The organism is Priestia sp. JV24, from assembly GCF_025910025.1.
In the GTDB taxonomy this organism is placed as follows: domain Bacteria; phylum Bacillota; class Bacilli; order Bacillales; family Bacillaceae_H; genus Priestia; species Priestia megaterium.
Window position 1 is genome coordinate 1 of the sequence record NZ_JAPCIN010000003.1, and the last position, 24,463, is coordinate 24,463.

Annotated in this window: 25 protein-coding genes and 2 other annotated features; all 25 genes read left to right on the top strand. The window is 39.2% G+C overall.

What is annotated here, in order from left to right; all coding sequences use genetic code 11:
• Positions 1 to 215 precede the first annotated feature (215 nt).
• The gene (locus OK414_RS00365; protein ID WP_263046084.1) at positions 216 to 677 is read left to right on the top strand and encodes a CtsR family transcriptional regulator; all 462 of its coding nucleotides are present in this window, start codon (positions 216 to 218) and stop codon (positions 675 to 677) included.
• A 41-nt stretch (positions 678 to 718) separates the two neighbouring features.
• The gene (locus tag OK414_RS00370; RefSeq protein WP_016762716.1) at positions 719 to 1,261 is read left to right on the top strand and encodes a UvrB/UvrC motif-containing protein; all 543 of its coding nucleotides are present in this window, start codon (positions 719 to 721) and stop codon (positions 1,259 to 1,261) included.
• Between the two features lie 3 nt (positions 1,262 to 1,264).
• The gene (locus OK414_RS00375) at positions 1,265 to 2,338 is read left to right on the top strand and encodes a protein arginine kinase (protein WP_013054897.1); all 1,074 of its coding nucleotides are present in this window, start codon (positions 1,265 to 1,267) and stop codon (positions 2,336 to 2,338) included.
• Between the two features lie 20 nt (positions 2,339 to 2,358).
• Positions 2,359 to 4,800 (top strand): ATP-dependent protease ATP-binding subunit ClpC, encoded by a 2,442-nt coding sequence (gene clpC, locus OK414_RS00380; RefSeq protein ID WP_016762717.1) that lies wholly within the window; start codon positions 2,359 to 2,361, stop codon positions 4,798 to 4,800.
• A gap of 123 nt (positions 4,801 to 4,923) precedes the next feature.
• Positions 4,924 to 6,300 (top strand): DNA repair protein RadA, encoded by a 1,377-nt coding sequence (gene radA / locus OK414_RS00385; protein WP_057275202.1) that lies wholly within the window; start codon positions 4,924 to 4,926, stop codon positions 6,298 to 6,300.
• Between the two features lie 3 nt (positions 6,301 to 6,303).
• Positions 6,304 to 7,383 carry a DNA integrity scanning diadenylate cyclase DisA gene (gene disA / locus OK414_RS00390; RefSeq protein WP_013054900.1) on the top strand — a complete coding sequence of 360 codons (1,080 nt, stop codon included), beginning with the start codon at positions 6,304 to 6,306 and terminating at the stop codon, positions 7,381 to 7,383.
• Positions 7,384 to 7,530: 147 nt separating this feature from the next.
• A complete protein-coding gene (locus OK414_RS00395; protein WP_013054901.1) occupies positions 7,531 to 8,628 on the top strand; it encodes a PIN/TRAM domain-containing protein in 1,098 nt (365 codons plus the stop codon).
• A 25-nt stretch (positions 8,629 to 8,653) separates the two neighbouring features.
• Positions 8,654 to 9,355, top strand: a complete 702-nt coding sequence (gene ispD, locus OK414_RS00400; protein WP_016762719.1) for a 2-C-methyl-D-erythritol 4-phosphate cytidylyltransferase — start codon at positions 8,654 to 8,656, stop codon at positions 9,353 to 9,355.
• Positions 9,352 to 9,831, top strand: coding sequence for a 2-C-methyl-D-erythritol 2,4-cyclodiphosphate synthase (gene ispF / locus OK414_RS00405; protein ID WP_013054903.1), 480 nt, complete (start codon positions 9,352 to 9,354; stop codon positions 9,829 to 9,831). Before ispD ends, ispF begins: the two co-directional genes overlap by 4 nt.
• Before the next feature lie 105 nt (positions 9,832 to 9,936).
• Positions 9,937 to 11,394, top strand: coding sequence for a glutamate--tRNA ligase (gene gltX, locus OK414_RS00410; RefSeq protein ID WP_047932570.1), 1,458 nt, complete (start codon positions 9,937 to 9,939; stop codon positions 11,392 to 11,394).
• Positions 11,395 to 11,433: 39 nt separating this feature from the next.
• Positions 11,434 to 11,657: a binding site (T-box leader), on the top strand.
• 72 nt (positions 11,658 to 11,729) lie between these two features.
• Positions 11,730 to 12,386, top strand: a complete 657-nt coding sequence (gene cysE / locus OK414_RS00415) for a serine O-acetyltransferase (RefSeq protein WP_013054905.1) — start codon at positions 11,730 to 11,732, stop codon at positions 12,384 to 12,386.
• Positions 12,376 to 13,773: a cysteine--tRNA ligase gene (cysS, locus tag OK414_RS00420; RefSeq protein ID WP_025753194.1), complete on the top strand. Its 1,398-nt coding sequence runs from the start codon at positions 12,376 to 12,378 to the stop codon at positions 13,771 to 13,773. The genes cysE and cysS overlap by 11 nt, the downstream gene beginning before the upstream one ends.
• Before the next feature lie 7 nt (positions 13,774 to 13,780).
• Positions 13,781 to 14,206 (top strand): Mini-ribonuclease 3, encoded by a 426-nt coding sequence (locus OK414_RS00425; protein WP_013054907.1) that lies wholly within the window; start codon positions 13,781 to 13,783, stop codon positions 14,204 to 14,206.
• Entirely contained in the window at positions 14,196 to 14,939 is a 744-nt protein-coding gene (gene rlmB, locus OK414_RS00430; RefSeq protein WP_013054908.1) for a 23S rRNA (guanosine(2251)-2'-O)-methyltransferase RlmB, read from the top strand. Before OK414_RS00425 ends, rlmB begins: the two co-directional genes overlap by 11 nt.
• A 2-nt stretch (positions 14,940 to 14,941) precedes the next feature.
• Positions 14,942 to 15,451 (top strand): NYN domain-containing protein, encoded by a 510-nt coding sequence (locus OK414_RS00435; protein WP_016762723.1) that lies wholly within the window; start codon positions 14,942 to 14,944, stop codon positions 15,449 to 15,451.
• 68 nt (positions 15,452 to 15,519) lie between these two features.
• Positions 15,520 to 16,170, top strand: coding sequence for an RNA polymerase sporulation sigma factor SigH (gene sigH / locus OK414_RS00440; RefSeq protein WP_013054910.1), 651 nt, complete (start codon positions 15,520 to 15,522; stop codon positions 16,168 to 16,170).
• 81 nt (positions 16,171 to 16,251) lie between these two features.
• The gene (gene rpmG / locus OK414_RS00445; protein ID WP_013081365.1) at positions 16,252 to 16,401 is read left to right on the top strand and encodes a 50S ribosomal protein L33; all 150 of its coding nucleotides are present in this window, start codon (positions 16,252 to 16,254) and stop codon (positions 16,399 to 16,401) included.
• Between the two features lie 53 nt (positions 16,402 to 16,454).
• The gene (secE, locus tag OK414_RS00450; RefSeq protein WP_013054912.1) at positions 16,455 to 16,634 is read left to right on the top strand and encodes a preprotein translocase subunit SecE; all 180 of its coding nucleotides are present in this window, start codon (positions 16,455 to 16,457) and stop codon (positions 16,632 to 16,634) included.
• A gap of 195 nt (positions 16,635 to 16,829) precedes the next feature.
• Positions 16,830 to 17,363 carry a transcription termination/antitermination protein NusG gene (gene nusG, locus OK414_RS00455; protein ID WP_013054913.1) on the top strand — a complete coding sequence of 178 codons (534 nt, stop codon included), beginning with the start codon at positions 16,830 to 16,832 and terminating at the stop codon, positions 17,361 to 17,363.
• 165 nt (positions 17,364 to 17,528) lie between these two features.
• Positions 17,529 to 17,954, top strand: coding sequence for a 50S ribosomal protein L11 (gene rplK / locus OK414_RS00460; RefSeq protein ID WP_013054914.1), 426 nt, complete (start codon positions 17,529 to 17,531; stop codon positions 17,952 to 17,954).
• Between the two features lie 110 nt (positions 17,955 to 18,064).
• Positions 18,065 to 18,760, top strand: coding sequence for a 50S ribosomal protein L1 (rplA, locus tag OK414_RS00465; RefSeq protein WP_013054915.1), 696 nt, complete (start codon positions 18,065 to 18,067; stop codon positions 18,758 to 18,760).
• 65 nt (positions 18,761 to 18,825) lie between these two features.
• Positions 18,826 to 18,969: a sequence feature (ribosomal protein L10 leader region), on the top strand.
• 40 nt (positions 18,970 to 19,009) lie between these two features.
• Positions 19,010 to 19,510 (top strand): 50S ribosomal protein L10, encoded by a 501-nt coding sequence (gene rplJ / locus OK414_RS00470; protein ID WP_013054916.1) that lies wholly within the window; start codon positions 19,010 to 19,012, stop codon positions 19,508 to 19,510.
• Between the two features lie 44 nt (positions 19,511 to 19,554).
• Positions 19,555 to 19,917, top strand: a complete 363-nt coding sequence (gene rplL, locus OK414_RS00475) for a 50S ribosomal protein L7/L12 (protein WP_013054917.1) — start codon at positions 19,555 to 19,557, stop codon at positions 19,915 to 19,917.
• Between the two features lie 112 nt (positions 19,918 to 20,029).
• The gene (locus OK414_RS00480) at positions 20,030 to 20,632 is read left to right on the top strand and encodes a class I SAM-dependent methyltransferase (RefSeq protein WP_013081367.1); all 603 of its coding nucleotides are present in this window, start codon (positions 20,030 to 20,032) and stop codon (positions 20,630 to 20,632) included.
• Between the two features lie 245 nt (positions 20,633 to 20,877).
• A complete protein-coding gene (gene rpoB / locus OK414_RS00485; protein ID WP_013081368.1) occupies positions 20,878 to 24,441 on the top strand; it encodes a DNA-directed RNA polymerase subunit beta in 3,564 nt (1,187 codons plus the stop codon).
• Positions 24,442 to 24,463 lie beyond the last annotated feature (22 nt).

The window sequence follows — 24,463 nt, forward strand, 5'->3', positions numbered from 1 at the left end:
TTTTAGCTAGTCCTTTTTTGTTTACAATTTATTTGTTTTATGAAAAAGTATAGTAAGGACAATAAAATTCACGATTTGCAGGTTTTGAAATAAATTTTAGTGGCAACGATAAAAGTAAAGAATAAACTTTAATAGTACATAGTTGAAAATTTTTTCGTTTCCTTTTATATTTAAATTAAGGTCAAATATAGTCAAAGTCAGAAGGAGGGGGCAGTGTGCCAAATATCTCTGACATTATCGAACAGTATTTAAAACAAGTACTTGAATTAAGTGAAAGAGAAATTGTTGAAATAAGGCGCAGTGAGATTGCTGATAAATTTCAATGCGTTCCGTCGCAAATTAATTACGTTATCAATACCCGTTTTACAGTTGAGAGAGGTTATCTTGTAGAAAGTAAGCGAGGCGGCGGCGGTTTTATTCGTATTGCAAAAGTAAAAATGCATGATGCAGCGGATTTGTTTCAGCAAGTAATTGAGATGATTCAAAATGAAATTTCACAAGTAAGTGCTGAAAACGTCATTATTAGGTTAGTTGAAGAAAAAGTCATCACAGAACGAGAAGCAAAAATCATGTTGAGTGTTATCAATCGTTCAGTTATTAATATTGAACTTCCTTATCGTGATGAGCTAAGGTCTAATCTTTTAAAAGCAATGCTTAATTCATTACGCTACCGATAAGCTCATGATCTATTTTATTTAGAACAGGGAGTGATGACAGGATGATTTGTCAGCAATGTGAAACGAGACCTGCAACTCTTCACTTCACAAAAATCATTAATGGTGAAAAGACGGAGATGCATGTATGTGAACAATGCGCTTCAGAAAATGGAGATGCATTTTCTTTTTCAAATCAGCAAGGTTTTTCAATCAATAACTTACTAGCTGGCCTACTTAACCTAGATCCAGCAGTAACTGAAAATTATAAGCAACAAAGTCAGGAGATTCTTTCTTGTCCTACTTGTGGCATGACATATCAAAAATTTGCTAAAATCGGCAGGTTTGGATGTGCAGATTGCTACAAAACATTCGAGCGACCTCTTATTCCTTTCTTGAAGAGGCTGCATGGAGGTAATTATCTGCATCATGGAAAAATACCAGCAAGAATTGCAAGTAATCTTCATTTAAAAAAGGAATTACAGGCATTAAGATTGAACTTAAAAGAGTATATCGAAAAAGAGGAGTTTGAGAAAGCAGCCGAACTCCGAGATCACATTCGGTTACTAGAAAAGAAGATGAACGAATCGAGAGAGGAGGAAGCGTAATTCATGTCCCAGGATTTGTTCTTTTCCCAGCCTGTTAGCTCTTGGATGCGTCAAGAAGCTTCGAATTCAGATATTGTTCTAAGCAGTCGAATCAGGCTGGCTCGAAATTTAACTCATTATCTTTTTCCAACTCTCTTTTCTAAAGAACAAGCAGTTGAAGTGGTTCGAGTATTCGAGCAAGTTTTTCAAAAAAGTGAAAACACCAATCAGTGGAATTTGCATTTACTAAAGATGAACGAATTACAACCTCTTCAAAAGCAAGTGTTGGTTGAAAAGCATCTTATCAGTCCTAACTTGGCTGAAGGAGATAACAACGGAGCTTGTTTTTTATCAGAAAAAGAAGATTTGAGTATTATGGTTAATGAAGAAGATCATTTACGCATACAATGTTTATTTCCAGGTCTTCAATTATCTGAAGCTTTAAGCACAGCGAATAAAGTAGATAATTGGATTGAGAAATACGTAGATTATGCGTTTGATGAAAATAGAGGGTATTTAACCAGCTGTCCCACAAATGTGGGTACTGGGCTACGTGCATCTGTGATGATGCATCTGCCGGCTTTAGTGATGACCCGTCAAATTCATCGTATTATTCCCGCTATTAACCAGCTTGGCTTAGTGGTGAGAGGAATTTATGGAGAAGGTAGCGAAGCCTTAGGGAATATCTTTCAAATTTCTAATCAGATAACCTTAGGGAAATCTGAAGAAGATATTGTGGCAGATTTAAATAGTGTCGTACAGCAGTTGATTACACAAGAGCACTCTGCAAGAGACGCGCTGTTTAAAACATCTCATGTAGAGTTAGAAGATCGAGTGTATCGTTCATATGGAGTATTGGCCAATAGCCGTATTATTGAGTCAAAAGAAGCTTCGCAATGTTTATCAGATGTTCGATTAGGAATCGATTTAGGGTATATAAAAGGACTGAGTCAAAATATATTGAATGAACTTATCATTATGACGCAGCCAGGCTTTTTACAAAAGTATTCGGGAGGTCCTCTAAAGCCTCAAGAACGTGACATTAAAAGAGCCACCTTAATTCGAGAACGTCTCACTATAAATAAAAACACAAATTAAACGTGGAGGGTGACGATTATATGATGTTTGGTAGATTTACAGAGCGCGCACAAAAAGTATTAGCTTTAGCACAGGAAGAAGCACTACGCCTAGGTCACAACAACATTGGAACGGAGCATATTTTATTAGGTATCGTTCGTGAAGGTGAAGGAATTGCAGCAAAAGCTCTTTCTGCTCTAGGCCTAAGCACTGAAAAAATTCAAAAAGAAGTGGAAGCATTAATTGGCAGAGGCCAAGAATTAACGCAGACCATTCATTATACACCTCGAGCGAAAAAAGTCATTGAACTTTCAATGGATGAAGCCCGAAAGCTTGGTCATTCTTATGTAGGAACAGAACATATCTTACTAGGCTTAATTCGTGAAGGTGAAGGCGTTGCAGCACGCGTTTTAAATAATTTAGGTGTCAGCCTAAATAAAGCTCGTCAGCAAGTGCTTCATTTATTAGGTAGTAATGAAGCTGCTTCAAGTCATCAAGGCGGAGGCTCTTCAAACGCTAATACACCTACGCTAGACAGCTTAGCACGCGATTTAACAGTTGTAGCGCGCGAAGGAAGCTTAGACCCTGTTATCGGACGTGGGAAAGAAATTCAGCGTGTTATTGAAGTGTTAAGCCGACGTACAAAAAACAATCCTGTATTAATTGGGGAGCCAGGTGTCGGTAAAACGGCAATCGCTGAAGGTTTGGCTCAGCAAATCGTCAACAATGAAGTTCCAGAAATTTTACGTGACAAACGCGTTATGACTTTGGATATGGGAACGGTCGTTGCTGGTACAAAATACCGCGGAGAATTTGAAGACCGCTTGAAGAAAGTAATGGATGAAATTCGTCAAGCAGGTAATATCATTCTCTTTATCGATGAGTTACACACATTAATTGGCGCTGGTGGCGCAGAAGGTGCTATCGATGCTTCTAATATTTTAAAACCGTCTCTTGCTCGTGGAGAACTTCAGTGTATCGGTGCTACGACTTTAGATGAATACAGAAAGTACATTGAAAAAGATGCAGCGTTAGAGCGTCGCTTCCAGCCAATTCAAGTGGATGAACCAACGTTGGAAGAGTCTGTTCAAATCTTAAAAGGGCTTCGTGACCGTTATGAAGCGCATCACCGAGTATCTATTTCTGATGAGGCAATCGAGCAAGCGGTGAAACTATCAGATCGCTACATTTCCGATCGTTTCTTACCGGATAAAGCAATCGATTTAATTGATGAAGCTGGTTCAAAAGTGCGTTTACGTTCATTTACAACGCCGCCAAATTTAAAGGAATTAGAGCAAAAATTAGAATCAGTACGCAATGAAAAAGATGCGTCTGTTCAAAGTCAAGAATTTGAAAAAGCAGCATCTTTACGAGATACAGAGCAACGCCTACGCGAAGAATTAGAAGACACAAAGAAAATTTGGAAAGAGCAGCAAGGTAAAGAAAACTCAGCTGTAACCGTAGAAGATATTGCGATGGTGGTATCTAGCTGGACGGGTGTACCGGTCTCTAAACTGGCACAGGAAGAGACAGAAAGACTGCTGAACATGGAAGAGATTCTTCACTCTCGTGTAATTGGGCAAGAAGAAGCGGTAAAAGCAGTTGCAAAAGCTGTGCGCCGTGCTAGAGCAGGCTTGAAAGATCCAAAACGTCCAATTGGTTCATTCATTTTCTTAGGACCAACAGGGGTTGGTAAAACAGAGCTTGCACGTGCATTAGCGGAGTCAATCTTCGGGGATGAAGATGCAATGATTCGTATCGATATGTCTGAGTACATGGAGAAACATTCTACTTCCCGATTAGTAGGTTCACCTCCAGGATATGTTGGATACGAAGAAGGCGGCCAGTTAACGGAAAAAGTAAGAAGAAAACCTTACTCAGTTGTTCTTTTAGACGAAATTGAAAAAGCGCATCCGGATGTATTTAACATTTTATTACAAGTGTTAGAAGATGGACGCTTAACAGATTCAAAAGGCCGTACAGTTGATTTCCGTAATACGATTTTAATTATGACATCAAACGTAGGTGCTGATACATTAAAACGAAGCAAGCACTTAGGGTTCACAGTAGAAGCAGAAGGGCAAGACTACAAAGATATGAAAGGAAAAGTAATGGCGGAAATGAAGCGCGCTTTCCGTCCGGAGTTCCTAAACCGTATCGATGAAATTATCGTCTTCCATTCATTAGAGAAACCTCACTTAGCTGAAATCGTTAAATTAATGGCGGATCAGTTAACAAAACGCTTAAAAGAGCAAGAAATTGATCTTGAGTTAACAAAAGAGGCAATTGATAAGATTGCAGAGGAAGGTTTTGATCCAGAATACGGTGCTCGTCCACTTCGTAGAGCAATTCAAAAACATATTGAAGACCGTTTATCTGAAGAGCTGCTAAAAGGAGTTGTTCAAAAAGGTCAGAAAGTGACGCTAGATGTAGACAAAGGAGAATTTGTTGTTAAATCCTCCGCTCCAAGCAGCATCAGCTAAATTTACTCAAACCAAGACGAGGCATACGAAAAAACACGTATGCCTCCCTTTTTATTTTAGCTTAGGAAATAGTGTACAATAGAGATAGAAATCGATTGAATGAACGGAGAGATTGATAACATAATGGCGAAACGAAAAACAAAATTTGCATGTCAGCATTGCGGATATGAATCAGCAAAATGGATGGGGAAATGTCCTGGATGCGGAAGCTGGAATTCTATGGTAGAAGAAATGGAAGAAACGAAATCATCACGCCGAGGAGCTTTTTCCGGAGCTACTGCTTCTAAAGTTCAAAAACCTCAGCCAATTACAGCGATTGAATCTACAACAGAACCACGAATTTTTACACCTTCTGCAGAGTTAAATCGTGTATTAGGTGGAGGTATTGTCCGAGGCTCACTCGTTTTAATAGGGGGAGATCCGGGTATCGGAAAGTCTACTTTACTTTTGCAAACCTCTGCGCAGTTAGCAATGAAACAAAATAAAGTACTATATATTTCGGGAGAGGAATCAACCAAGCAAACGAAGTTAAGAGCGGACAGGTTAGGTGTAAAAGCTGAAGAGCTTTATGTTCACGCAGAAACAAACTTAGAATTAATACTAGAGGCCATCTCAAGCATGCAGCCTGATTTTGTGGTGATTGATTCAATTCAAACCATTTACCATGCTGATGTCACATCAGCGCCAGGAAGCGTCTCACAGGTGCGAGAGTGTACGGCTGAACTAATGCGTGTTGCTAAAACGAATGGAATTGCCATCTTTATTGTGGGGCATGTAACGAAAGAAGGGGCCATTGCAGGTCCAAGACTTCTTGAACATATGGTGGATACGGTTCTTTATTTTGAAGGAGAGCGTCATCATACGTATCGTATATTAAGAGCGGTTAAGAACCGGTTTGGGTCTACAAATGAAATGGGCATTTTTGAAATGAAAGAAAGTGGGCTAGAAGAAGTATTGAATCCGTCTGAAATCTTTCTAGAAGAACGGTCTCAGGGAGCAGCAGGGTCGGTTGTTGTCGCTTCAATGGAGGGGACAAGACCTGTATTAGTAGAGCTGCAGGCGCTAATCAGTCCAACGAGCTTTGGAAACCCTAGAAGAATGGCGACGGGAGTAGATCATAATCGCGTTTCGCTTATCATGGCTGTTTTAGAAAAGCGTGTAGGAATGCTGCTGCAGAATCAAGATGCTTATTTAAAAGTAGCAGGTGGAGTGAAATTAGATGAACCAGCAATTGATTTAGCTGTAGCCGTTAGCATTGCTTCAAGTTTCAGAGATGCTGCTTCTAGCGCTACAGATGTTATTGTAGGAGAGGTAGGATTAACAGGTGAAGTACGCCGAGTATCTAGAATTGAACAGCGCGTTCAAGAAGCGGTAAAATTAGGGTTCCAACGAATTATTATCCCAGAGAAAAATTTAGGAGGATGGAAAGTCCCAGATGGTATTGATGTGATTGGGGTATCAACAGTAGCGGAGGCTCTGCAATATACATTAGGAGGATAAGCAGTGGAAGGAGAAAAAACAACAGTTAGTCAAAAACAAATATCAGAAATTCTGCAGTTTGTAGCACCAGGAACCCCTATTCGTGACGGTATCGATAACGTCTTGCGGGCAAAGACGGGCGGCTTAATTGTTATGGGCTACAATGAACAAGTCAAAAAGATGGTAGATGGAGGATTTTCGATTAATTGTGCATTTACACCTGCGCATTTATACGAGTTAGCCAAAATGGATGGAGCGCTTATTTTAAACGACAGTGGAAGCAAGATATTATTTGCTAATGCTCAGCTCATGCCAGACCCCTCTACTCCTTCTTCACAGACAGGAATGCGACACCGTACAGCAGAGCGCGTAGCTAAGCAGTCAGGTGTATTGGTGATAGCCATTTCACAAAGAAGAAATGTGATTACGCTTTACAAAGGGTCTCTGCAGTATGTATTGAAAGACATTAGCGTTATTTTAGCAAAAGCGAATCAAGCGCTTGGAACACTTGAGAAGTACAAGGCGGTATTAGACGAATCGATTACAAGTCTCAGTGCATTAGAGTTTGAAGAGCAAGTAACTCATACAGACGTGCTGCAGTCGCTTCATCGTACAGAAATGGTTCTGCGTATTAAAAATGAAATTTTGAGCTATATTAGCGAGTTAGGAACAGAAGGAAGACTAATCCGTCTCCAAATGAATGAACTACTTTCCCACTTAGAGGAAGAAGCAACTTTATTAATCAAAGATTATATGTATGACCTCAGCTTTGACCCTTACCGAGTAATTGAACGCATGCAGCAGCCATCAAATAATGTTCTTCTCGATGACCAGACGCTTCTTCGCTTAATGGGATATCCCATGTATACAAGCTTTGAAGACAGCGTTATTCCTAGAGGGTATCGAATGCTTCATAAAATTCCAAGACTTCCATCGATTATTATTGAAAATCTCATTGATGAATTAGGGGATTTAAAAACGATAGCAGATGCGTCGGTAGAAGAATTGGATGAGGTAGAAGGCATCGGTGAAATTCGAGCACGGAAAATCAGAGAAGGCCTAAAAAGACTAAAAGAGCAGCATCTTACAAACCGTCAGCTATAGGATATTAATTGACATTAAATGTTTGATTCATTAAGATATTGTGAAAATACAAAAAAAGTGACAGTTTGTTTACAAATTCTGTTTTTTGGTAAAATAACAGGTTTCAATCATTGTAAACTGTTTATAATGATAAAAGGAGGTGAAGGCGTGTTAAAACGTTTTGTACAGTTATTTTTTATTATTACAGGTGGTACATTGGGCGTCTTTTTTATACCTGAACTTATTCAATTATTAAATCTGCAAGATGTAGCATTTCTAGAAAAGCCTTACGTCGATGCAATACTGGGAGCCATTTTGTTTTTCCTTGTCACGTTTTGGATTGTTGATTATATAGTTGAATTAATTCGCCGAGTGGAAGAGGCGTTACTGAAGGCGCCTGTAACGGATGTGCTTTTTGGGAGCTTAGGATTGATTTTAGGGCTTATTGTAGCCTACTTGGTCGGAGCTTTTTTAGGCAGAATTCAACTTCAAGTAGTAAGTACCATTTTACCAATCTTTCTAAGTATTCTTTTAGGTTACTTAGGGTTTCAAGTCGGATTTAAAAAACGTGATGAACTTGTAAGCGTGTTTTCGATGCCAGCTCGAATTGGGAAGAAAAAAGGACAAGAAGAAGAAACAGATAACGAAGAATCATTAAAGTCTCTTAAGATTTTAGATACAAGCGTTATTATTGACGGCCGTATCGCAGATATTTGTCAAACAGGATTTTTAGACGGAACGATTGTTATTCCGCGCTTTGTGCTTGAGGAACTTCAGCATATTGCTGATTCGTCGGATGTTCTAAAACGAAACAGAGGTAGACGAGGTCTAGATATTCTAAACCGTATTCAAAAAGAACTGGCAATGAAGGTAGAAATTTATGAAGGCGATTTCGAGGACATTCAAGAAGTAGACAGCAAGCTGGTTAAACTAGCAAAGCTGACTTCCGGTTTGGTCGTGACAAACGATTTTAATTTAAATAAAGTATGTGAACTTCAAAATGTTGGCGTTTTAAATATCAATGACTTAGCAAATGCCGTCAAGCCAATTGTACTTCCAGGAGAAGAAATGAACGTATTGGTTATAAAAGACGGTAAAGAGCACAATCAAGGTATTGCCTATCTTGATGACGGTACAATGATCGTGGTAGAAGAAGGAAGAAATTATATTGGAAAGCAAATTGATGTACTGGTGACGAGCGTACTCCAAACCTCAGCAGGCCGTATGATTTTTGCGAAACCTAAGTTATTAGAAAAAGCACTGTGACGTAACAGGTAAAGGGAGTATACCTATGAAGTATGAAATTATCGTGTTAGCTGCAGGTCAGGGGAAGCGAATGAAAGCGGGGCGGAACAAACAATTTTTAACTATTCAAAACGTTCCGCTTATCATTCATACGCTGCAAAAATTCGAACAAGATCCTTGGTGCAGTGGAATTGCACTAGTCGTAAACGAAAAAGAAGTAGAGATTTTTGAAGAGTTATTAATCGAATATCCAATTCAAAAGGTTCAATCATTGACAGTTGGAGGCGATGAACGTCAACATAGCGTTTATAACGGTCTTAAAAGTTTAAAGCAGGCTCAGATGGTATTAATTCATGATGGCGCTCGTCCATTTGTTCAACAAAACACAATCCATGAGTTAGTAGAAAAAGCTGCTAGTGATAAGGCTGCTGTGCTGGCTGTTCCAGTAAAAGACACAATTAAGCGTGTGGAACAGGGTACTGTCATTGAAACAGTTGAGCGCTCTAGCTTGTGGGCTATTCAAACGCCGCAGGCTTTTCTTTTTGATGTAGTAATGGATGCACACGAAAAAGCAAAAACAAATGAATACTTAGGCACCGATGATGCAAGCTTAGTAGAAAAAGCGGGGCAAAAAGTATCGATTGTAGAGGGGAATTACGATAATATAAAACTAACAACACCAGAAGATTTGTTATATGCAGAAGCTATATTAACAAAGCTAAACAGGACTGAAGGAGTGGAAAAATGAACATTCGAGTAGGACAAGGTTTCGACGTACATGAATTTGCAGAAGGAAGACCTTTAATCATCGGCGGTTTAGAAATTCCGTATGAAAAAGGATTATTAGGCCATTCAGATGCAGATGTGCTGTTACATACAATCGCAGATGCCTTATTAGGAGCGGCGGCTAAAGGAGATATCGGAAAGCATTTTCCAGATACAGACCCTGAATTTAAAGATGCTGATTCAGCAAAGCTTCTTCAACATGTATGGAAACTACTAAAAGATGAAGGTTATGAATTAAGCAATGTAGATTGCACGATTATTGCGCAAAAACCTAAAATGGCTCCTTACATTGAACCAATGAGAGAGCGTATTGCGCAGCTGTTAGAAGCAAGCATTTCTCAAATTAACGTCAAGGCAACAACAACAGAAAAGTTAGGCTTCACGGGACGTGAAGAAGGAATTGCCGCCCAAGCAGCCGTTTTAGTTTATCAAAAATAAAAACAGTTGACTTTGACAGATACCTATTTGGTGATAAAATTAGAACATGTCTAAAACATATAAATACATACTATAAGTAATATTAAATTGGAGGTCATCTTAGTTATGTCAAGCGAAGTAAGAGTTCGTTATGCCCCGAGTCCAACTGGACATCTTCATATAGGGAATGCAAGAACAGCACTATTTAATTATTTATTTGCACGAAATCAAAACGGTAAATTTATTATCCGTATTGAAGATACAGATCAAAAGCGTAATATCGAAGGCGGAGAAGAAAGTCAGCTGCGCTATTTAAAATGGTTAGGTATTGAATGGGATGAGAGTATCGACGTAGGCGGCGAGTACGGTCCTTACCGCCAGTCTGAACGTACGGAAATCTATCAAAAATATACGGAAGAACTTCTTGAAAAAGGATTAGCTTATCACTGTTACTGTACGTCAGAAGAGCTTGAAAAAGAGCGTGAAGAACAGCAGGCGAACAGTCAAATGCCGCGCTATTCAGGTAAGTGCCGTAACTTAACAGCTGAACAGCGTGCTGAACTAGAAGGAGAAGGCCGCGAGCCAAGCATTCGCTTCCGTGTTCCTAGTAACACAGAAATTAAATGGAATGATATTGTCAAAGATGAAGTATCATTTGAGTCTGAAGGCATTGGTGACTTCGTTATTGTGAAAAAAGACGGTACACCCACATATAATTACGCTGTAGCCATTGATGATTATCTAATGAAGATGACACATGTTCTACGCGGAGATGACCATATCTCTAATACACCGAAGCAAATTCTTGTGTATGAAGCTTTAGGCTGGACGCCTCCTGTATTTGGTCATATGACATTAATCGTAAATGAAAATCGCCGTAAGCTAAGTAAACGTGATGAGTCAATCATTCAGTTTATTGAGCAATATAAAGAATTAGGCTACTTGCCGGAAGCACTGTTTAATTTTATTACAATGCTTGGTTGGTCACCTGTGGGAGAAGAAGAAATCTTCTCTAAAGAACAGTTCATTGAAATTTTTGACCCAGCTCGTTTATCAAAATCTCCAGCACTATTTGATACAAGCAAATTACGTTGGATGAACAACCAATACATGAAAAAATTGGATTTAGACGAGGTAGTAGCTTTATCAGTTCCGCACTTAGTGAAAGCTGGAAAAGTTGAAGAAGCGCGCGATGCAGAAACAGAACAATGGGTACGTGACTTAGTTGCTCTATACCAAGAACAAATGAGCTTTGGCGCTGAGATTGTTGAACTTACTGAAATGTTCTTTAAGAAAGAAATTGATTACAGTGAAGAAGCAAAAGCAGTGCTTGCTGAAGAACAAGTACCGGAAGTGTTAAAAGCATTTGCTGAAGAGATTTCTTCCTTAGAAGAATTCAGCGCTGATGAAATTAAGGCAGCAACAAAGGCTGTACAAAAAGCAACAGGTCAAAAAGGTAAAAAACTATTTATGCCAATTCGTGTAGCAACAACAGGCGAAACACATGGTCCTGAGCTTCCAAAAGCTATTTCTCTTTTAGGAAAAGAAACAGTTTTAGCTCGTTTAGAAAGCATTTATAGTTAACAAATTTCTATTTTGCCCATATGATAAAATAATCAAATATGGATATCGTTGAGAAGGAAGAGTAGGCAAGTTCATTGCATATCAGAGAGGGTTATCACCGGCTGAAAGTAACCTATGACAAAACTTGTTGAAGTGCGCCTTTGAGTCTTTTGTTGAATGCTACTAAGTAAGTAGGCAAAAGCGGGTACTTTCACGTTATGAGAGAAGAGTTGGGATCGTTTGTTGATCCAAACAGAGTGGAACCGCGTATATACGTCTCTGTGTCATTTGACATAGGGGCGTTTTTTTATACAATCAATGAGTAGATAGAGAAATAGCGGAATTGGGGTGAGATGATGCTAAAGTTGTTAAAGGAAGACATTGAGGCCATATTTGAACAAGATCCTGCAGCAAGAAGTTATATTGAAGTGATATTAACCTATTCAGGGTTGCATGCTATTTGGGCACATAGATTAGCTCATGGGCTTTTTAAAAGAAAGTGGTTTTTTCTGGCACGTGTAATCTCACAAATTAGCCGATTCTTCACAGGGATTGAAATTCATCCGGGTGCGAAAATTGGCCGCCGATTTTTTATTGACCACGGGATGGGAATTGTTATTGGGGAAACGTGCGAAATTGGAGATAATGTAACAGTATATCAAGGAGTAACACTCGGAGGAACAGGGAAAGAAAAAGGAAAGCGTCACCCGACGATCGAAGACAATGTCTTAATTGCAACAGGTGCTAAAGTGCTAGGGTCGATTACGATTCATGCGCACTCCAAAATTGGAGCGGGCTCAGTTGTGTTAAATGACGTCCCAGAAAACTCAACGGTTGTTGGTATCCCTGGCCGAGTCGTCATTCAAAATGGCGTCCGGATTCCAAAAGATTTGAATCATCAAGATTTGCCAGATCCAGATGCAGAGCGTTTTAAACAGCTAGAGAAAGAAATTTTACACCTGCAAAATCAATTAAAGGAATTAAAAGAAGGGAAGATTCACCATGGCAATTAAGCTATATAACACGTTAACACGTCAAAAAGAGACGTTTGTACCGCTGGAAGAAAACAAAGTCAAAATGTACGTGTGCGGACCGACCGTGTATAACTATATTCATATTGGAAATGCGCGTCCTGCAATCGTATTTGATACGGTGCGCCGCTATTTAGAATTTAGAGGTTACGATGTAGAGTATGTCTCAAACTTCACAGATGTGGATGATAAATTAATTAAGGCAGCAAAAGAGTTAGGAGAAGATGTTCCAACGATCGCAAACCGCTTTATCGATGCCTACTTTGAAGATACGTCAGCTCTTGGATGCAAGCATGCCGATGTGCATCCACGCGTAACTGAAAATATGGATATCATTATTGAGTTCATTGATGAACTGGTGAAAAAAGGATATGCATATGAGTCAGAGGGTGATGTATACTATCGTACACGTAAGTTTGAAGGATACGGAAAATTATCACATCAATCTATTGATGAATTGCAATCCGGTGCTCGTATCGAAGTTGGAGAAAAGAAAGAAGATCCATTAGACTTTACTCTTTGGAAAGCAACCAAAGATGGGGAGATCGCATGGGATAGCCCTTGGGGTCAAGGAAGACCAGGCTGGCATATCGAGTGCTCTGCGATGGCACGCAAGTATTTAGGTGATACAATTGATATCCACGCAGGCGGTCAGGATTTAGCTTTCCCTCATCATGAAAATGAAATCGCCCAATCAGAAGCGCTCACTGGGAAATCGTTTGCGAAATACTGGCTTCATAACGGATATATCAATATTGATAATGAAAAGATGTCTAAATCACTAGGGAACTTCGTGTTAGTTCATGACATTATTAAAAAGCATGATCCGTCCCTACTTCGATTCTTTATTTTATCTGTTCACTATCGTCACCCGATTAACTATAACGAAGAAATTTTAGAGAATACGCGCAAAGGGTTTGAGCGTCTGCAAACAGCTTACGGCAACTTAACTCACCGTCTAGAGGCAGCAACAAATCTTCAAGAAGATGCTTCAGAATGGTTCGAAAAGCTAAAAGAGCTTCGCGAAACGTTTGTTGAAGAGATGGATGATGATTTTAATACGGCAAATGCCATTTCTGTTCTGTTCGAGCTAGCAAAGCAAGCTAACTTGTATTTATTAGAACAAACAACGTCTACAGATGTAATTGAAGCCTTTATTAAAGAGTTTAAAGAATTAGGTGCTGCAATAGGCATTACGTTTGGAGAAGCTGAACTTCTAGACGAAGAAATTGATCAATTGATCCAAGATCGTATTCAGGCTCGTAAAGATCGTAATTTCCAATTAGCAGATCAAATTCGAGATGAATTAAAGGCTAAAAATATTATTTTAGAAGATACCGCACAAGGAACAAGATGGAAAAGAGGATAATAGTGTTATGAGCAGCAGTAAATTAGATGTAAAACAGCTAAATAGCTTAGCTCTTGCTTATATGGGTGATGCGGTGTTTGATTTACATGTTCGCCGCCACCTGCTGGTGTTAGGGACAGTGCGCCCTAACCAGCTTCATAATAAAGCTAAAAAATATGTATCAGCAAAAGCACAAGCGCAAATCGTATATTATTTTAAAAATGAAAACTTTTTTACTGAAGAAGAAGAAGGTGTACTGCGCCGAGGACGCAATGCAAAGTCCGGTACAGTCCCTAAAAACACAGATGTGCAAACGTATCGCTACAGTACAGCATTTGAAGCGGTCGTAGGCTATTTGTATCTTTTAGGTGAAGAAGAAAGAATGATGGAACTTATTACTAAAGCTATCTCTTTCGTCGATGAAGGAGAGGGAGGAATGAATCATGGAACATGAATTTATTATTGGACGTAATCCGGTCCTAGAAGCCCTAAAGTCTGGGCGTGACATTAACAAACTATGGATTGCCGAAGGATCGCAAGGCGGTTCTATGGGGCAAATCACGCAGTTAGCAAAACGTAATGGTGTATTAGTGCAGTTTGTACCGAAAAAGAAAATTGAACAAATGGTAGACGGTATTCATCAAGGAGTAGCTGCACAAGTTGCTGCTTATCAATATGCAGAGTTAGATGATTTATTTAACTTAGCGGAAAAACGTAATGAAAGTCCGTTTTTTCTTCTGCTAGATGAGCTTGAAGATCCCCATAATTTAGGTTCTATTATGCGAACAGCCGATGCCGTTGGCGCACACGGTATTATTATTCCAAAGCGCCGTTCAGTTGGATTAACGGCCACTGTAGCTAAGGCCTCTACAGGAGCGATTGAACATGTTCCCGTAGCAAGGGTAACAAACCTATCAAGGACGATTGATGAATTAAAAGATCGAGGCGTATGGATTGTTGGAACAGATGCGAAAGAAAGCGATGATTATCGCAACTTAGATGGAGGTATGCCGCTTACGTTAGTGATTGGAAGCGAAGGAAAAGGCATGAGTCGTTTGATTCGTGAAAAATGCGACTTCCTTGTACAACTTCCAATGGTTGGGCATGTTACATCGTTAAATGCATCTGTAGCAGCTAGTCTTCTCATGTATGAGGTTTACCGAAAACGCCATCCTCTAGGTGAATAAGAATGGATATTCTACTGGTGGATGGTTATAACATGATAGGTGCGTGGCCCGACCTAAGAAAGCTTAGAGATAATGATTTAGCCGGTGCTCGAGACCTGTTAATCGAAAAGATGGCAGAGTATCAAGCATATATGGGGTACCGTGTCATTATTGTCTTCGATGCTCATATGGTCGAAGGAATTGAAAAGAAGGCAAAAAATCATAAGGTTGACGTTGTATTTACAAGAGAAAATGAAACAGCGGATGAGTACATTGAAAAGCTGGCTCAAGAGCTAAGCAATGTAAAGACACAGATTCATGTTGCTACATCTGATTTCACGGAGCAGTGGGCAATCTTTGGACAAGGTGCGCTCAGAATTTCTGCTCGAGAATTGTACAACGAAATTGAGCAGATTGAGAAACATATTAATCTTGATGTGAAGTCTATTCAAAATCAAAAGCCAGCGGCACGCATTCAACTTTCCAATCAAGTAGCCGAAATTTTCGAAAAATGGCGTCGGGGACAGCGGTGAGGTTATTGACGGTACGGAATTAGCTACTGTATAATATTTCTATCTACTGTGCGGTCGGGGGGATCGATATGGGCGATAATTATGGGAGAAAACTGCATGCTCATTTCGAACAACAAGAGGATGAAACAGTTGTCGATCTTGTGCATAAAGGCGATATTGACGCATTAGAGTATTTGATTCATAAATACAAAAACTTTGTGCGAGCAAAGGCGCGGTCATATTTTTTAATTGGGGCAGACCGTGAAGATATTGTACAAGAAGGTATGATAGGGTTATATAAGGCAATTAGAGATTTTAGAGAAGATAAGCTAACTTCGTTTAAAGCTTTTGCTGAACTTTGCATTACCAGGCAAATTATTACCGCTATTAAAACCGCAACAAGGCAAAAACATATTCCATTAAACTCTTATGTATCATTGGACAAGCCAATATATGATGAAGAGTCCGACCGAACCTTAATGGATGTTATTTCGGGGACAAAAGTAGCAAATCCAGAAGAGTTGCTCATTAATCGAGAGAAGTTTGATGATATTGAATTAAAGATGGCTGAACTTTTAAGTGATCTTGAGCGAAAAGTTCTCGTTCTTTATTTAGATGGTCAATCTTATCAAGAGATTTCAGAAGAGTTAAACCGCCACGTCAAATCCATCGATAATGCACTTCAGCGTGTGAAAAGGAAATTAGAGCGCTACCTCGAGATTCGTGAAATCACAATGTAGCCTTCTATCCTCATATTGACATGCTAAGAAAGTCTGTGATACTTTTTTATAGACATTATCACTCTATAGGTGGTTGACATTATGCGTAAAAAAGTTGTACTTGCGTGTGTGCAATGCGCTAGTCGTAACTATACGACTATGAAAAACACACAGCAAAACGAAGAGCGTTTAGAAATGAAGAAGTTTTGCAAAACGTGTAACGCACATACGATTCATCGTGAAACAAAGTAGATCAATAATCTGCACAGACTAATACCCCTTTTAATTTATTGGAGGTTACAAACATGAACCGTGTAGGAAATTTCTTACGTGATGTTGGGCGTGAGATGAAGAAGGTAAGTTGGCCTAAAAAAAATGAGCTAACTCGTTATACAATTACTGTTATTTCTACAGTTGTATTTATGACACTCTTTTTTGTAGTAGTTGATTACGGAATTTCGTCACTTATTCGTTTAATCCCTTGAATAAATTGACTTAAATCATGGTATAATAAAGCTAAATTATGTTTTTTTCAGAAAAGCCCGGAGACGGGTTTTTTAATTTGCTTTAAGAATGATTGTGCTAGGAGTCAACTATTTTCCTAGTGCGTTGTCTGTGCAATAGATTAGGACATCTTATTTTATAGTGAGCTGGGAGGGAAGGACGTATAGTCCTCAGAAATGGAGAAAAATTGGTATGTAGTCCATACTTATTCTGGATATGAAAATAAAGTAAAAACAAATTTAGAAAAGCGCGTAGAAACAATGGGTATGCAAGATAAAATTTTCCGCGTTGTTGTTCCTGAAGAAGAAGAAAGAGAAATTAAGAACAACAAAGAAAAGATTACAAAGAAAAAAGTATTTCCAGGGTACGTGTTAGTTGAAATCATCATGACGGATGATTCATGGTATGTAGTTCGTAATACACCTGGCGTTACAGGCTTTGTAGGTTCAGCAGGTTCTGGCTCAAAGCCAACTGCTCTTCTACCAGAAGAAGTAGAAATGATCTTAAAACAAATGGGCATGGACGAGAAGCATGCTGACTTTGACTTTGAACTAAAAGAAACAGTATTGGTTCAAGAAGGTCCGTTTGCAAACTTCGAAGGTACCATTGAAGAAATCGATACAGATAAACGTAAAGTTAAGGTTCATGTGGATATGTTCGGAAGACAAACGCCAGTAGAGCTAGACTTTACACAAATTGAAAAAATATAATCTGTAAGACCTTGCAATTCATGAAGTTTAATGTTAATATTTCATAAGTCAGTATGTCTCAAAACTAGAGACTAAAACAACTATTTCTTTATTTTATATATAAAGAACATTGAGTGGGAGGGCATCGCCCTATTACCACATCACGGACTTAAGGAGGTGTGTCTCGTGGCTAAAAAAGTAATTAAACTTGTTAAGTTACAAATTCCTGCAGGTAAAGCAAATCCAGCGCCACCAGTTGGTCCTGCATTAGGTCAAGCCGGTGTTAACATCATGGGTTTCTGTAAGGAGTTTAACGCTCGCACAGCTGATCAAGCTGGTCTTATCATTCCTGTTGAAATCACGGTATTTGAAGACCGTTCATTTACATTTATTACGAAAACTCCACCTGCTGCTGTACTACTTAAGAAAGCGGCTGGTATTGAGTCTGGTTCTGGTGAACCAAACCGTAATAAAGTTGCAACAGTCAAGCGTGACAAAGTGCGTGAGATTGCTGAAACTAAAATGCCTGACTTAAACGCTGCTAGCGTTGAATCTGCAATGCGCATGGTAGAAGGTACAGCGCGCAGTATGGGAATCGTAGTTGAAGACTAATTCCATTTGATTGGGTGTTAGAAGGTTGCGAGAAATGGAAGTTTTCCTATGCTCGCAACCTTTATTAGTGGGAGGTTATTCCGTTAAAACCACATAAGGAGGAAACAAAAATGGCTAAAAAAGGTAAAAAGTACGTTGAAGCTGCTAAGCTTGTAGATCGTACACAAACTTATTCAGTACAAGAAGCGATTGAATTAGTAAAGAAAACAAACACAACTAAATTTGATGCAACTGTAGAAGTAGCATTCCGTTTAGGAGTTGACCCTAAGAAAGCTGACCAACAAATTCGTGGTGCAGTAGTACTACCAAACGGTACAGGTAAAACTCAACGTGTATTAGTATTCGCTAAAGGCGAAAAAGCTAAAGAAGCTGAAGCTGCAGGCGCTGACTACGTTGGCGATGCTGACTACATCAACAAAATCCAACAAGGTTGGTTCGAGTTCGATGTAATCGTAGCTACTCCAGATATGATGGGTGAAGTTGGTAAACTTGGTCGTGTATTAGGACCTAAAGGTTTAATGCCAAACCCTAAAACTGGTACAGTAACATTTGATGTTCAAAAAGCAGTTAACGAAATCAAAGCTGGTAAAGTAGAATACCGCGTTGATAAAGCTGGTAACATCCACGTACCAATCGGTAAAGTATCTTTCGAAGAGAGCAAGTTAGTTGAAAACTTCACTACAATCTTCGAAACTATGGTAAAAGCTAAGCCGGCAGCAGCAAAAGGCACATACATGAAGAACGTAGCTGTTACTTCAACAATGGGCCCTGGTATCAAAGTTGATACTGCTTCATTCTCTGCTTAATAAATTTGGAAATAAATCGGTGTTGACTTTTTGAAAGTCCCTGATTATAATAGATAATGTTGTTAAAAAGAATAACATTTGTACCGTAGACAGTAGGTGCTGCAAAGCTTAATTTCCTACCGAGGTGTGTGAGATAAATTAGTGAAACGTTATGGTTCGCTTACTACACCTCCATGTCTTTATTGTCATGGGGGTTTTTTATTGCACCTTGTCTGAGTGTACGGAAGGAAATCTACAGGAGGTGTAAAGATGAGCAACGTAATTGAACAAAAGAAACAAGTCGTAGACGAAATTGCTGAAAAACTTCAAGCGAGTAACTCAATAGTTGTCGTTGACTACCGTGGTTTGAATGTTGCTGAAGTTACTGAACTTCGTAAGCAATTACGTGAAGCAGGCATTGAGTTCAAAGTTTACAAAAACACTTTAACTCGCCGTGCTGTAGAAAAACTTGAACTAACAGATCTTAATGATGCGTTAGTAGGTCCAAATGCAATCGCATTTGGTGGAGAAGATGTTGTTGCTCCAGCTAAAATTCTAAACAACTTCGCGAAAGAACACGAAGCGTTAGAAATCAAAGCTGGTGTAATTGAAGGTAATGTTGCATCTGTTGAAGAAATTAAAGCACTTGCAGAACTACCATCTCGCGAAGGCTTACTTTCTATGTTGCTTAGCGTGCTTCAAGCTCCAATTCGCAACCTTGCTCTTGCTACAAAAGCTGTGGCAGATCAAAAAGAAGAACAAGGTGCATAATCTAGTCTGTTATATATAACACAATCACAAGGAGGAAATTAACAATGACTCAAGAACAAATCATTGAAGCAGTTAAAAATATGACTGTTTTAGAACTTAACGATTTAGTAAAAGCAATCGAAGAAGAATTTGGCGTAACTGCTGCTGCTCCTGTAGCTGTAGCTGGCGGTGCTGCTGGTGAAGCTGCTGCTGAGAAAACTGAATTTGACCTAGTACTTGAAAGTGCTGGCGGACAAAAAATCAAAGTTATCAAAGTAGTACGTGAAATCACTGGTCTTGGCTTAAAAGAAGCTAAAGAAATCGTTGATAACGCTCCAAAAGCTCTTAAAGAAGGTATTTCTAAAGAAGAAGCTGAAGAAGCAAAAGCTAAACTTGAAGAAGTTGGCGCTTCTGTAGAAGTTAAGTAATTATTGCTTAACAACTGATATAAAAAAGCTCGCTTGTACAAGCGAGCTTTTTTGCTTCTGTCATCCTTTTCATTTATAGTAAAGAAGAACATATTGATTAGGAGGTTCTATTTTGACAGAACATTATTTTTCTAATACACCATCGTCTGCAAGTAATGAAGAGCGCTTTTCATTTGAATTGAGAGGAACCTCTTTTTCATTTACGAGTGACCGCGGTGTTTTTTCAAAAAAAGAGATCGATTTTGGATCGCGTCTGTTAATTGAAACGTTTCAAATGCCCGAGAGTCCCGGCCCGCTTCTGGATGTTGGATGCGGATATGGCCCAATTGGGTTGGCACTTGCAAAAGAGGACAGCCAAAGAAACGTCCATATGGTTGATGTTAATGAACGTGCATTAGCACTAGCTCAAAAAAATGCTGAAGTTAATTCAGTATCAAATGTTTCAATCTATCAAAGCTCTTGCTATGAAAATGTGAAGGAAACGAATTTTGCAGCTATTCTTAGTAATCCGCCGATCCGTGCGGGTAAAAAAGTTGTTCATGAAATTCTAGAAAAATCATTAGATCACCTTGCTGACCAAGGAGAACTTTGGATTGTGATTCAGAAAAAGCAAGGAGCGCCATCTGCTCTTGCGAAATTAGAATCTCTATTTAATGAAGTAGAAGTAGTAGAAAAGAAAAAAGGGTATTATATCATATGTGCTAAAAAATGTTGACTAATATTTTTTAGTATGTTAGCATTATAAAATGCCAATATATAAATATTCCATATAAGCTCGGGTTATACATAAAATAAAAGGTATAATTTTGAATTATATGGGAAAAACTAATAAAATCAATAGTACGTTTTTATGAAATTGTGGTTTTCTATTTAAAGAGACCATTTTTCTTTTGTTCAATAATAAACATATGGTTTATTATATATTTTGAATAATAACGCTTGATTTGAGGGGTGAATCAGTTGACAGGTCAACTAGTTCAGTATGGACGCCACCGCCAACGCAGAAGTTATGCTCGTATTAGTGAAGTTTTAGAGTTACCGAACTTAATCGAGATTCAAACGGCTTCATACCAATGGTTTTTAGATGAAGGTTTACGAGAAATGTTCCAAGATATTTCTCCGATTGATGATTTTACAGGTAACTTATCACTAGAATTTATTGATTACAGCTTAGGTGAGCCAAAGTATTCAGTAGGAGAGTCCAAAGAACGTGATGTAACTTATGCAGCACCTCTTCGTGTTAAGGTGCGGTTAATTAATAAAGAAACAGGTGAAGTAAAAGACCAAGATGTGTTCATGGGAGATTTCCCATTGATGACCGAAACAGGTACCTTTGTGATTAATGGTGCTGAGCGTGTTATCGTATCACAGTTGGTTCGTTCACCAAGTGTTTACTATAGTGGAAAGCTTGATAAAAACGGTAAAAAAGGATATACAGCAACTGTTATCCCTAACCGTGGTGCATGGCTAGAATATGAAACTGATGCAAAAGATGTAGTATACGTGCGTATTGATCGTACTCGTAAACTGCCAGTAACAGTGCTGTTACGCGCGCTAGGTTTCGGTTCTGACCAAGAGATTATCGATTTAATCGGTGATAATGAATACATCCGTAATACGCTTGAAAAAGATAATACGGAAACAACGGAAAAAGCGCTATTAGAAATCTATGAGCGTTTACGTCCGGGTGAACCACCGACAGTTGAGAATGCGAAGTCTCTATTAGTATCTCGCTTCTTTGATCCAAAACGATATGACTTAGCGAACGTAGGTCGCTATAAAATTAATAAAAAGCTTCATATCAAACATCGCTTATTTAATCAAAAGCTAGCTGAAACATTAGTTGATCCTGAAACAGGTGAAATTATTGCAGAAAAAGGCGCAATGATTGACCGCCGTCTGCTAGATCGCTTGATTCCGATGCTTGAAGGTGGAGTAAACTTCAAAACTTATAGTCCGGTTGGTGGAGTAGTAGAAGACGATGTTACATTACAATCTATTAAGATTTATGCGCCAAATGATCCAGAAGGTGAAAAAATCATCACTGTATCAGGTAACGCATATGTAACAGAAGAAGTTAAAAATATCACACCTGCTGATATTTTAGCATCAATCAGTTACTTCTTTAACTTGCTTCATCAAGTAGGAGACACAGATGATATCGACCACTTAGGTAACCGTCGTCTGCGTTCTGTAGGTGAATTGTTACAAAACCAATTCCGTATCGGTTTATCTCGTATGGAACGTGTTGTTCGTGAAAGAATGTCAATTCAAGACACGAATACAATCACACCTCAACAATTAATTAATATTCGCCCAGTTATTGCGGCGATTAAAGAGTTCTTTGGAAGTTCTCAATTATCACAGTTCATGGATCAAACGAATCCATTAGGCGAATTGACGCACAAACGTCGTCTTTCAGCTCTAGGACCTGGTGGTTTAACGCGTGAGCGCGCTGGTTTTGAAGTGCGTGACGTTCACTACTCCCACTATGGCCGTATGTGTCCGATTGAAACGCCAGAGGGTCCGAATATCGGGTTAATCAACTCACTATCTTCTTATGCAAAAGTAAACAAATTCGGTTTCATCGAAACACCTTACCGTCGTATCGATCCTGAAACAGGTAAAGTGACAGAGCGAATTGACTACTTAACAGCTGATGAAGAAGATAACTATGTTGTAGCCCAAGCGAACGCTCGTCTAGGTGATGATGGTTCATTCTTAGATGAAAATGTCGTTGCACGTTTCCGTGGAGAAAACACGGTTATCCGTCGCGATCGTTTAGATTATATGGATGTATCACCAAAACAAGTTGTATCTGCCGCTACAGCATGTATCCCATTCTTAGAGAACGATGACTCTAACCGTGCATTAATGGGTGCGAACATGCAACGTCAAGCAGTACCTTTATTAAATCCTGAAGCACCAATCGTAGGTACAGGTATGGAATACGTATCTGGTAAAGACTCTGGTGCAGCCGTGATTTGTAAATATCCTGGCGTTGTAGAGCGCGTAGAAGCAAAACAAATTTTTGTTCGCCGCTATGAAGAAGTAGACGGACAAAAAGTTAAAGGTAACTTAGATCAATACAAATTATTAAAATTTGTTCGTTCTAACCAAGGTACTTGTTACAACCAGCGTCCAATTGTTTCAGTTGGCGACGAAGTAGTAAAAGGTGAGATCTTAGCCGACGGTCCTTCAATGGAAAAAGGTGAGCTTGCTTTAGGACGAAACGTAATGGTTGGTTTCATGACATGGGATGGTTACAACTATGAGGATGCCATCATCATGAGTGAACGCCTTGTGAAAGATGATGTATATACGTCTGTTCATATTGAAGAATATGAATCTGAGTCTCGTGATACGAAGCTTGGACCTGAAGAAATTACGCGTGACATTCCAAACGTAGGTGAAGATGCGCTTCGCAACTTAGATGAGCGTGGAATCATCCGCATTGGTGCAGAAGTAAAAGACGGAGATCTTTTAGTTGGTAAAGTAACGCCAAAAGGTGTAACAGAACTAACAGCTGAAGAACGTCTTCTACACGCTATTTTCGGTGAAAAAGCGCGTGAAGTTCGTGATACTTCTCTTCGTGTACCGCACGGCGGCGGTGGAATCATTCTTGATGTTAAAGTCTTCAACCGTGAAGATGGCGACGAATTACCACCAGGTGTAAACCAATTAGTCCGTGTATATATTGTTCAGAAGCGTAAAATTTCTGAAGGTGACAAAATGGCCGGTCGTCACGGTAACAAAGGTGTAATTTCACGTATTTTACCTGAAGAAGATATGCCTTATCTACCAGACGGTACGCCAATTGACATCATGTTAAACCCATTAGGGGTACCATCTCGTATGAACATCGGTCAGGTGCTAGAGCTTCATTTAGGTATGGCTGCTCGTAAGCTTGGCATTCACGTTGCGTCTCCAGTATTTGATGGTGCGCGTGAGGAAGATGTGTGGGCAACAATCGAAGAAGCTGGCATGTCTCGTGATGCTAAAACAGTTCTATATGATGGTCGAACAGGTGAACCATTCGATAACCGTGTATCAGTAGGAATCATGTACATGATCAAACTTGCTCACATGGTAGACGATAAACTTCACGCTCGTTCTACTGGACCATACTCACTTGTTACACAACAACCACTTGGTGGTAAAGCGCAGTTCGGTGGACAGCGTTTTGGTGAGATGGAGGTATGGGCACTTGAAGCATACGGTGCTGCTTACACATTACAAGAGATCTTAACAGTGAAATCAGATGACGTAGTAGGTCGTGTGAAAACATACGAAGCAATTGTTAAAGGTGAAAACATTCCAGAACCTGGCATACCTGAATCGTTCAAAGTATTAATTAAAGAACTACAAAGTTTAGGTATGGATGTGAAGATGCTTTCTGCTGACGAGCAAGAAATTGATATCATGGACTCAGAAGAGGACCATGAGCAACCAACAGAATCAATTATTGCTGATAACGAAGAAAGCCTTTCTGAAGGACAAAAAGATCCTGTCACAAAAGAGTAAGGAATTACTTTCATATAAACGT

Excerpts from the sequence above, each read along its gene's own strand:
- OK414_RS00370 (WP_016762716.1), top strand. The coding sequence starts at position 719 with ATGATTTGTCAGCAATGTGAAACGAGACCTGCAACTCTTCACTTCACA.
- OK414_RS00375 (WP_013054897.1), top strand. The coding sequence starts at position 1,265 with ATGTCCCAGGATTTGTTCTTTTCCCAGCCTGTTAGCTCTTGGATGCGT.
- clpC (WP_016762717.1), top strand. The coding sequence starts at position 2,359 with ATGATGTTTGGTAGATTTACAGAGCGCGCACAAAAAGTATTAGCTTTA.
- radA (WP_057275202.1), top strand. The coding sequence starts at position 4,924 with ATGGCGAAACGAAAAACAAAATTTGCATGTCAGCATTGCGGATATGAA.
- ispD (WP_016762719.1), top strand. The coding sequence starts at position 8,654 with ATGAAGTATGAAATTATCGTGTTAGCTGCAGGTCAGGGGAAGCGAATG.
- ispF (WP_013054903.1), top strand. The coding sequence starts at position 9,352 with ATGAACATTCGAGTAGGACAAGGTTTCGACGTACATGAATTTGCAGAA.
- gltX (WP_047932570.1), top strand. The coding sequence starts at position 9,937 with ATGTCAAGCGAAGTAAGAGTTCGTTATGCCCCGAGTCCAACTGGACAT.
- cysE (WP_013054905.1), top strand. The coding sequence starts at position 11,730 with ATGCTAAAGTTGTTAAAGGAAGACATTGAGGCCATATTTGAACAAGAT.
- cysS (WP_025753194.1), top strand. The coding sequence starts at position 12,376 with ATGGCAATTAAGCTATATAACACGTTAACACGTCAAAAAGAGACGTTT.
- OK414_RS00425 (WP_013054907.1), top strand. The coding sequence starts at position 13,781 with ATGAGCAGCAGTAAATTAGATGTAAAACAGCTAAATAGCTTAGCTCTT.
- rlmB (WP_013054908.1), top strand. The coding sequence starts at position 14,196 with ATGGAACATGAATTTATTATTGGACGTAATCCGGTCCTAGAAGCCCTA.
- OK414_RS00435 (WP_016762723.1), top strand. The coding sequence starts at position 14,942 with ATGGATATTCTACTGGTGGATGGTTATAACATGATAGGTGCGTGGCCC.
- sigH (WP_013054910.1), top strand. The coding sequence starts at position 15,520 with ATGGGCGATAATTATGGGAGAAAACTGCATGCTCATTTCGAACAACAA.
- rpmG (WP_013081365.1), top strand. The coding sequence starts at position 16,252 with ATGCGTAAAAAAGTTGTACTTGCGTGTGTGCAATGCGCTAGTCGTAAC.
- secE (WP_013054912.1), top strand. The coding sequence starts at position 16,455 with ATGAACCGTGTAGGAAATTTCTTACGTGATGTTGGGCGTGAGATGAAG.
- nusG (WP_013054913.1), top strand. The coding sequence starts at position 16,830 with ATGGAGAAAAATTGGTATGTAGTCCATACTTATTCTGGATATGAAAAT.
- rplA (WP_013054915.1), top strand. The coding sequence starts at position 18,065 with ATGGCTAAAAAAGGTAAAAAGTACGTTGAAGCTGCTAAGCTTGTAGAT.
- rplJ (WP_013054916.1), top strand. The coding sequence starts at position 19,010 with ATGAGCAACGTAATTGAACAAAAGAAACAAGTCGTAGACGAAATTGCT.
- rplL (WP_013054917.1), top strand. The coding sequence starts at position 19,555 with ATGACTCAAGAACAAATCATTGAAGCAGTTAAAAATATGACTGTTTTA.